This is a genomic window from Variovorax sp. CAN15 (genome assembly GCF_030462475.1).
In the GTDB taxonomy this organism is placed as follows: Bacteria; Pseudomonadota; Gammaproteobacteria; order Burkholderiales; family Burkholderiaceae_C; genus Variovorax.
Window position 1 is genome coordinate 1 of the sequence record NZ_JASMRZ010000129.1, and the last position, 8,564, is coordinate 8,564.

Here is an 8,564-nt window from a genome sequence, read left to right on the forward strand (position 1 = left end):
GCAGCACGCGCATCGCGTTCTCGAAGGCGGCGGGCGTCAGCACCTTGTCGATGGTGAGGCGCTCGCGCGCGATCCGCACCGCCTGCGCGCCGGTCTGCTCGGCGATGCGGATGCGGTCGGCCGTGACCGCCGGCGGCGTGGCCCCGCCCGGCACCGTCATCCCCAGAGCCTCGGCAATGCAGGCCATGGTGCTGGCCGTGCCCATGACCGAGCAGGTGCCCACGCTCGCCACCAGCTGGTTGTTGACGTCGGCGGTTTCCTCCGCGTCGATCTCGCCCGCGCGGTACCGGGCCCAGTAGCGGCGGCAGTCGGTGCAGGCGCCTACGCGCTCGCCGCGATGGCTGCCGGTGAGCATCGAGCCGGTGATGAGCTGGATCGCCGGCAGCCCGGCCGATGCCGCACCCATGAGCTGCGCCGGCACCGTCTTGTCGCAGCCGCCGATGAGCACCACCGCGTCCATCGGCTGCGCACGCACCATCTCCTCGGTGTCCATCGCCATCAGGTTGCGCAGGTACATGCTGGTCGGCGCGGCGAAGCTCTCGTGCACCGAGATGGTCGGAAACTCCATCGGCAGCCCGCCCGCGAGCATCACTCCGCGCTTCACGGCTTCGATGAGCTGCGGCGCGTTGCCATGGCAGGGGTTGTAGGCGCTGCCGGTGCTGGCGATGCCGACCACCGGCCGGTCGAGCGCGGCATCGGTAAAGCCCGCGCCCTTGATGAAGGCCTTGCGCAGGAAGAGCGAGAAGCCGCGGTCGCCGTAGCTGGTGAGGCCCTTGCGCATGCCTGCGTTGGCGTTGCCGTCGTTGTCGTCTGGCTCGAACTTTGATTCGGACATGGGATGTGGGTCTTGTTGTGGGTGCGCGAGCTGCCGGAAGGTTCGGCTCGTGCAGGCATCGTAGGCGCGCGGGCCGCAGTCGGGCAAACCCGGTTACGAATAAGGTTTCAAATACTTACGATCCCCGCGCCGGACATGTTGCCTGGCACCCGCCTGCCGCATGGCTTCGATCTTGCATGTGGCCGGGCTGTTCTCAACCCGAGGGAGAGTCGATGAAAAGCTTGTTGCCGTGGCGCCGCGCCGGTGTTTTTCTCTGCATGGCGTTCGCGGGAGCGGTGGCTGCCCATGCGCAGGTGCTGCAGCTCAAGTGGGGCCACGTCTACGAGCCTTCGAGCATCTTCCACCAGCAGGCCGAGCTGGCGGCGCGCAAGATCGCCGAGCAGTCCGAAGGCAAGATCAAGATCGAAGTGGTGCCTTCCTCCAAGCTGGGGCAGGAGGGCGACTTTCCGCTGATGCTGGCCAACGACTCGATGCAGATCGCCTACGTGGGGCAGGCCACGCTGGCCGAGGGCTATCCGCCGCTGAGCCTGGGGAGCTATCCCTTCGCCTTCAAGGACCTCGACCACATGCGCAAGTACCTGGCGAGCCCGCTGCTGGCCGAGCTGATGAAGGGCTACAACGAGAAGAGCGGCAACCGCATGGTCGCCTCCGTCTACTACGGCGCGCGCCAGGTCACCTCCGCCAAACCGCTGGCCAGGCCCGAGGACTTCCGCGACCTGCGCCTGTACGTTCCGACCGCCGCGGCCTACCAGCTCTTCGCCACCTCGGTCGACGCCAAGCCGGTGACGCTGCCCTTCATGAGCCTGTACGGCTCGCTCAAGAAGAGCGAGGTGGAGGCGCAGGAAAACCCGCTGGACATCGTCAAGTCGAAGAAGCTCTACGAGGTGCAGAAGTACGTGCTGCTGACCGCGCATGTCTACGACACGCTGGGCATCGTCATCGGCAAGGCCGCGTGGGGCAGGCTGAGCCCGCAGCAGCAGGCGATGGTGGAGAAGGTGCTGGTGGACACCGCGAAGTGGACCAACGTCGGCGTGATCGCCGGCGAGCTGGAAGACGAGAAGTTCCTGCGCGACAAGGGCATGACCGTGTCGCCGGCCAACCGGCAGCTGTTCCAGGAGCGGGTCGTCAGGCGCTCGACGCCAGAGCAGCTGGGCGCGCGGCCGGGCGACTATGCGCGGCTGCAGGCGCTGGCGAACTAGGGCGTTGCGTCGAAGGCGCGCTGCAGCGCGATCGACAGCTCCGTCACCAATGCCTCGCGCTGCGGCGACGGGCGCCAGAAGCTGCGAGACGAGATGCCGGTGGTTTCCCATTCGGGATGGTTGCGCGCCGGTTGAGCGCCGCGCACCGCCGCGGCGGCGGCGCGCGTGGGCGCGTCGCCGTCCTCGGGCGATTCGGTTGCGATGCGCTGCGTGGCCGCATGGCCGCGCAGTTCCAGCGCCTGCGTGAGCTTCAGCTGCCACGCGGCCAGCGTGAACAGCACGCCGTCTTCCACGGTGAGTTCGTGCACGTCGCGCAGCTTGTTGGCAATCTTGCGCCCGAGCGGACCGAGGCCCTGCGACACCGCGCCGCCGATGGCGCCACCCAGCGCCGCGCCCGCGCCGAGCGAGATGCCGGCCACCGCGAGGTCGGCCACCACGCCCACCGCTGCGCCGATGACGGCGCCCTTGCCCAGGCGCAGGCCGGCGTCCTTCATCGCCTCGGGGCTGAAGAAGTCCAGCGTCCAGCGGCCCTCGATGATCGGCAAAGGGGCCTCGTCGGCATCGCCCTGGCGAAAGCCGTAGAGCGCGAGCAGGTCGTCGGTGCAGCGCTGCGCCTTGTCGAACACGTCCTTCTGCAGCGCGGCGACGAGCGCCTTGCGGCGCGCTTCGTCGGCGAACTCGGTGGACGGCACCGTGCGGCGCACCGCTGCGGCATCGACCAGCAGGCTTGCGATGCGCGAGCACGCGGATTCGCGCCGGCGCGCGGCCTCGGCGGCCAGCGAATCGGCCACGCCGCGCAGCAGCTCGCGGCGATCGCGCAGCAGCGTGGCGAGGTCGTCGTACAGGTCCTGCTCGGCGCCGACGAAAGGAGCCGCCGCGTCGAAGCGCACCTGCACGTGCAGGCCGTAGGCGGAGAGCAGTTCCTTCCACGCCGGCTCACGGCTGGCCGCATCGCGCACGAAGTTGAGCACTGGCAGCACCGGCCTCGCGCAGGAGTTGAGGAGCTCGATCTCGTCGCGGAACTTGGGCAGCATCGGCTCGCGCACGTCGATGACCAGGAAGGCGGCGTCGATGTCGAGCATGGTGCGCAGCACCTTGGCCTCCTGCTCGAACACGCCATGCGCTTCGGGTCCGCGCAGGAACTGGCGGATGCGCTCCGGCGGCGTCGCCTGCGCGTCGAAGCCGGCGGCAAGGTGCTCGCGCAGGGCGACGGCGTCTTCCAGTCCGGGCGTGTCGAAGAAGCGCACGGCGGCTTCGCCGTTCACGTCGAGATCGACCGATTCGACATGGCGTGTGGTGCCGGGGCGCTGCGACACCTCGCCGAAGCCGATGCGCCGCGTGAGCGTGCGCAGCAGCGAAGTCTTGCCCGCGTTGGTGTGGCCGACGACGGCGATGCGGATGGGCTGTTGTTGCTGCTGCGTCATGGGGCGATGGCGCTTTCGGACAGGGCAGCGTCCAGGCGGTCGCTGGCGGTGATGCGCTCCAGGCCGGTGTCGCGCAGCCAGTCGAGCCAGCGCTGCGTGGCGTTGGCATCGGGCGAGTCGGCCAGCCACAGGCGGCATTCGCCGCAATGCGCCAGCACCTCGCGCAGGAAGCGCTCGGTGCCGCGGTCKGGGCTGGAGGCGGCATGGCAGACCATCAGCACCGTGCGTGGATGGACCCGGGCCAGCTGGTCGAGCAGGGCGCGGCGCGCGGGGGCGCTGCCGTCGATGCGCAGTGCCTGTGCGGCAACTTCAGCGGGGAGTGCGGCCGGCGGCCAGGGCATGTCGGGTGGCAGCTCGAAGCCGAGGACGAAGAGGGCGTCGTGCAGTTCCGAAGCCGGCAGGCTCAAGGGCATGGCGCCGCGCAGGCGGCCCGGGTCGGCATCGACGATGGCGGCCGGCGCCATCGCGGCGAAGCGGGCCAGCAGCTTGCGGTAGTAGGCCTCGTGCCAGTCGGGCTGCAGCGCCTTGCGGCGGCTGCGCAGGATGCCCGCRCTCAGCAGCACCAGCGCAAGGCGCGGCAGCAGTCCGTAGACCACGATGCAGCCGGTGAGCCACAGTGCCCAGGTGCGCTGCCCGCCGGTGCTGGCGGCGCCAGGGGCGGCCATCACCGTGGCGGCATCGGGCACCGGAAAGCCCAGCTTCGCCGGCGCCCACCCGAGTGCCTGCACTGCGCGCACGAAGAATTCAGGCTCCAGGATCGTCGTCTCCCAGCTCAGCGTGTAGCTGCGGAACGCGAGCGCGAACAGCATCGCGGCCAGCACCACCGCGAACGACAGCGACCAGATGCCGTGACTCACGAGCCCGAAGGACCAGGGCAGCAGCTTCGCGCGCGACAGCAGCCCGGTGGCCGCGCGCACCAGCACCGGCGCCTGTCCGCGCTTGCCGCCGGCCACGCGCGCGGTGAGCGACAGCCAGATCCAGCCCAGCGACGCGGTGTTGAAGGAGCCGAGCGGCAGCCACAGCCCGACGAGCCAGAGCAGCAGCGTCAGCGCATGCAGCCCCAGCAGGCTCGCGAGCGCGACGATCACGTTGATGTGGCGCTCGCCGCCGACCACGTTGCCCGCGAGCCCGAGGCCGGCCAAGACGATCAGCGCCGAAATGCCGATCAGCACCCACGGCGCCCACTGCCGCGCCCGCGCGAGTTCAGGCTGCAGGCCGATGCGCTCGCCGAGCAGCAGCGCGCGCTCGGTGACCTGGCGATGGGAATCGGCTGTGCGGGAGGCCGCGGTGCGCAGGGCCTGTGCGTCGTCGAGCGGACCGTTCTGCTCGGTCCATCGGATCGCCTCGGTGATCACCGCGTCCGTAAAGGCGGGGTCGCGCAGCGCGGTGTTGGTCAACAGGGTCCCTTCGCAGCCAGTCTGTATCTGTATGAGTCATCGAGGCCCGGCACAGGGCAAGGCCGCGCAAATTATGCCCGGCACGTTCCGGCCGGCCACGACGAAGAACGGGGCCGCGAGCGGCCCCGTTTCATGGGATGTGCAAGGGTCGGGATCAGCGAAGGCCGAAGAACGAAAGCACGGCAACGACCACCACGACCAGACCGACGATGTAGATGATGGAATTCACGCGAGGACTCCTCTGTGTTGAAGATGAATCCAGCATCGCGTGGGCATCGCGGTCCGGGTGTCGGCAGGGGGCGGCGCGTGCTGTAGGTGGGTGCGAAGCGCAGGGCAGGAAGAGGGCTGTCAGCGTTTACGAGGGGCGCCGAGCGCGCGCTCCAGCAGCCACAGCATCGCGGCGCGGGTTTCCTCGGCGTCCGCGCCCGCGTCGATGGCCAGCGCGGCGCGGTCGAAGGCGGCCGAGAGCAAGGGCGTGAGGGCGTCGAGCGAGGCTTCGTCCTTGCCCACGCCGGCGCGCTCCAGGCCCTGGCGCAGCGACGCGGCCGAGGTGGTGTCGTCCAGCGCCATGATTTCTTCCATGCCGAGCACGGCGGGCCCGTCGATCAGCAGCAGCCGCGTGCGGCCCGGCGCCGTCATCGCGTTCAAGTAGGCCTTGCTGCCCTCCAGCAGCGCCTCGCGCGGGGAGAGCTGCTCGGGCGCGGCGGCCTCGATGTCGGCCGCGACGGCCTGGCTTTCACGCTGCAGCACCTGGCGGAACAGGTCGCGCTTGTCGACGAAGTGGTGGTACAGCGCGCCGCGCGTGATGCCCGCGGCCACCGCGATCTCGGGCGTGGAGGTGTCGCCGTAGCCCTTGCCGACGAAGAGGGCGCGCGCCGCGTCCAGCAGGGCGAGGCGGGTGGTTTCGGTGCGTTCGCGGTTGCTTCTGACTGTTGCCGATGTGGTCTTGCTCATTTACATGCAGTCTGTCTGTAAGTTATATTCAATTTACATGCAGGCTGTATGTTAAATGAAAGGACCTACCGTGAAAGTGACGAGCTATTACCCCGTTCTCATGACCAACGACGTTGCCGGAACGGCGGATTTCTACAAGACGCACTTCGGCTTCGCGCCGCTCTTCACGAGCGACTGGTACGTGCACCTGCAACTGGCGGACGAGCCCTCGGTGAACCTCGCCGTGCTCGACGGCCGGCACGAAACCATCCCGGCGGCCGCGCGCGGGCAGGTGGCGGGGGGCACGCTGCTGAACTTCGAAGTGGACGACCCCGACGCGGTGCACGACCGGCTGAAGGCCGCCGGCCTGCCGATCCTGCTGCCGCTGCGCGACGAGGCCTTCGGCCAGCGCCACTTCATCACGCGCGACCCGAACGGGGTGCTGATCGACATCATCAAGCCGATCCCGCCATCGGGCGAGTTCGTTGCGCAGTACGAGGCCGGCGCCTTACCGACCTGAAGGGGAAGGAGCCGATCAGGCGCGCAGCGCCTCGTCCTCTTCCAGGCTGTCGCCGAGGAAGCCGCCGCTCTGGTGCGCCCACAGCCGCGCGTAGAGCCCGCCCTGGGCCATCAGCGTGCGGTGGTCGCCTTCTTCCACCACGCGGCCTTCGTCGAGCACGATCAGCCGGTCCATCGCCGCGATGGTCGAGAGCCGGTGCGCGATCGCGATCACCGTCTTGCCTTCCATCAGCGTGTAGAGGCTCTGCTGGATGGCGGCTTCCACTTCGGAGTCGAGCGCGCTGGTGGCCTCGTCGAGCAGCAGGATCGGCGCGTCCTTCAGCATCACGCGCGCGATGGCCACGCGCTGGCGCTGGCCGCCCGAGAGCTTCACGCCGCGCTCGCCCACGTGCGCTTCGTAGCCGCGACGGCCGGTCGCGTCGCCCAGCGTCTGGATGAAGTCGTGCGCCTCCGCGCGCCGGGCTGCCGCCTCGATCTGCTCCTTGGTGGCATCGGGCCGGCCGTAGGCGACGTTGTCGGCCACGGAGCGGTGCATCAGCGAGGTGTCTTGCGTGACCATGCCGATGTGGCCGCGCAGCGAGTCCTGCGTGACGTGCGCGATGTCCTGTCCGTCGATGAGGATGCGGCCGCTTTCCAGGTCGTGAAAGCGCAGCAGCAGGTTCACCAGCGTCGACTTGCCCGCGCCCGAGCGGCCGACCAGGCCGATCTTCTCGCCGGGCTTCACCGTCAGCGTCAGGTCGTCGATCACGCGGCGGCCCGCGTCGCCGTAGCGGAAGCTCGCGTGCTCGAAGCGCACCTCGCCGCGCGGCACTTCGAGCGCCCTGGCATCGGCCGCGTCGAGCACGGTGCGCGGGCGCGACAGCGTCTTCATGCCGTCCTGCACCGTGCCGATGTTCTCGAACAGGCTGGTCATCTCCCACATGATCCAGTGCGACATGCCCTGCAGCCGCAGCGCCATCGCGGTGGCCGCCGCCACGGCGCCGATGCCGACCGCGCCGTGCGACCACAGCCACAGCGCCACGCCCGCCATGCCGGCCGTGAGGCCCATGCTCAGCGTGTGGTTGACGATCTCGAAGGCGCTCACAAGCCGCATCTGGCCGTAGCCCGTCTTCATGAACTCGCGCATCGCGTCGCGCGCGAAGCCGGCCTCGCGCTGCGTATGCGAGAACAGCTTGACGGTCGCGATGTTGGTGTAGGCGTCGGTCACGCGGCCGGTCATCAGCGCGCGGGCGTCGGCCTGCGCCTTGCCGACCTTGCCCAGGCGCGGCACGAAGTACACGAGCGAGCCGATGTACAGCGCCAGCCAGATCAGGAAGGGCCAGACCAGCTGCGCGTCGAGCACGCCCACCAGGATGATCATGGTGGCCACGTACACGCCCATGGCCACCAGCACGTCGGCCAGCACGAAGATGGTGTCGCGCACCGCCAGTGCGGTCTGCATCACCTTGGCCGTGATGCGGCCGGCGAACTCGTCCTGGTAGAAGGCCATGCTCTGGCCCAGCATCAGCCGGTGGAAGTTCCAGCGCAGGCGCATCGGCAGGTTCACCGCGAGCGTCTGGTGCTTCACGATGGTCTGCAGCGCCACCACCCCGATGCTGATCACCAGGAAGGCGGCCAGCCACATGAGCGTGTTGCCGCGGTCCTGCCACAGGCGCGAAGGCTCCTGCCCCGCGAGCCAGTCGACGATGCGCCCGAGGATGGCGAACAGCGCCGCCTCGAAGATCGACATGGCGGCGGTGAGCACCGCCATCACCGCGATCTTGCCGCGCACACCGTGCGTGCAGGCCCATAGGAAGGCGAAGAAGCCCTGCGGCGGCATCGAGGGCTCGGCTGCAGGGTAGGGATGAAGGAGTTTTTCGAAGAATCGGAACAAGAGCGAGGTCTCCCGGAGAGCTCAGGACTTTAGCCGCGCATGCATGACCTTGCCCCGAAAAGGTGCGTTCTTCAGGAAGCGTTCAGCGTGCCGCGCGGCTTGCCCTGGCTCGCCGCCGGCGGGCCCAGCCGCTCGCCCATGAAGTCGATGAAAGTACGCAGTTTGGGTGCCATGTACTGCCGGCTCGTGTAGACCGCGAAGAGCGTCACCGGCGTGGCCTCGAAGTCCGGCAGCAGCCGCAGCAGCCGTCCCTGCGCGATGTCGTCGTCGATCAGCCACGTGGGCATGTAGGCGATGCCCATGTCCGCGCGCACCGCGTGCAGCGTGAGCGTGGTGTCGTCCGAGCGCATGGCCGGCACCAGCCGCAGCGGAAACATCCGCCCG

General features: G+C 69.1%; 8 protein-coding genes. 2 read left to right on the forward strand and 6 right to left on the reverse strand.

Annotated elements, in window-relative coordinates:
• On the reverse strand, positions 1–835 hold an 835-nt coding region (locus tag QMO14_RS31895), incomplete at its 3' end, for a dihydroxy-acid dehydratase (protein WP_301512078.1).
• A gap of 212 nt (positions 836–1,047) precedes the next feature.
• On the opposite strand from QMO14_RS31895, the gene QMO14_RS31900 reads away from it, so the two are divergent.
• Positions 1,048–2,034 carry a sialic acid TRAP transporter substrate-binding protein SiaP gene (locus tag QMO14_RS31900; protein ID WP_301512079.1) on the forward strand — a complete coding sequence of 329 codons (987 nt, stop codon included), beginning with the start codon at positions 1,048–1,050 and terminating at the stop codon, positions 2,032–2,034.
• Here QMO14_RS31900 and QMO14_RS31905 read toward each other — a convergent pair.
• The 3 genes from QMO14_RS31905 to QMO14_RS31915 all read right to left on the reverse strand — a co-directional run bounded on the left by QMO14_RS31905 (position 2,031) and on the right by QMO14_RS31915 (position 5,809).
• On the reverse strand, positions 2,031–3,458 hold the full coding sequence (locus tag QMO14_RS31905; protein ID WP_301512080.1) for a GTPase/DUF3482 domain-containing protein: 1,428 nt from the start codon (positions 3,456–3,458) through the stop codon (positions 2,031–2,033). The genes QMO14_RS31900 and QMO14_RS31905 overlap by 4 nt on opposite strands.
• Positions 3,455–4,855, reverse strand: a complete 1,401-nt coding sequence (locus QMO14_RS31910; protein WP_301512081.1) for a DUF2868 domain-containing protein — start codon at positions 4,853–4,855, stop codon at positions 3,455–3,457. Before QMO14_RS31910 ends, QMO14_RS31905 begins: the two co-directional genes overlap by 4 nt.
• 348 nt (positions 4,856–5,203) lie before the next feature.
• Positions 5,204–5,809, reverse strand: coding sequence for a TetR/AcrR family transcriptional regulator (locus tag QMO14_RS31915; RefSeq protein WP_301512082.1), 606 nt, complete (start codon positions 5,807–5,809; stop codon positions 5,204–5,206).
• 70 nt (positions 5,810–5,879) lie between these two features.
• Between QMO14_RS31915 and QMO14_RS31920 the strand changes: the two genes are divergently transcribed.
• Positions 5,880–6,308, forward strand: a complete 429-nt coding sequence (locus QMO14_RS31920; RefSeq protein WP_125951978.1) for a VOC family protein — start codon at positions 5,880–5,882, stop codon at positions 6,306–6,308.
• A 15-nt stretch (positions 6,309–6,323) separates the two neighbouring features.
• Here QMO14_RS31920 and QMO14_RS31925 read toward each other — a convergent pair whose 3' ends face one another.
• Both QMO14_RS31925 and QMO14_RS31930 read right to left on the reverse strand, forming a co-directional pair.
• Positions 6,324–8,180, reverse strand: coding sequence for an ABC transporter ATP-binding protein (locus tag QMO14_RS31925; RefSeq protein ID WP_301512083.1), 1,857 nt, complete (start codon positions 8,178–8,180; stop codon positions 6,324–6,326).
• A gap of 71 nt (positions 8,181–8,251) precedes the next feature.
• The coding region (locus tag QMO14_RS31930; RefSeq protein ID WP_301512084.1) for a LysR substrate-binding domain-containing protein at positions 8,252–8,564 on the reverse strand (313 nt) is incomplete at its 5' end.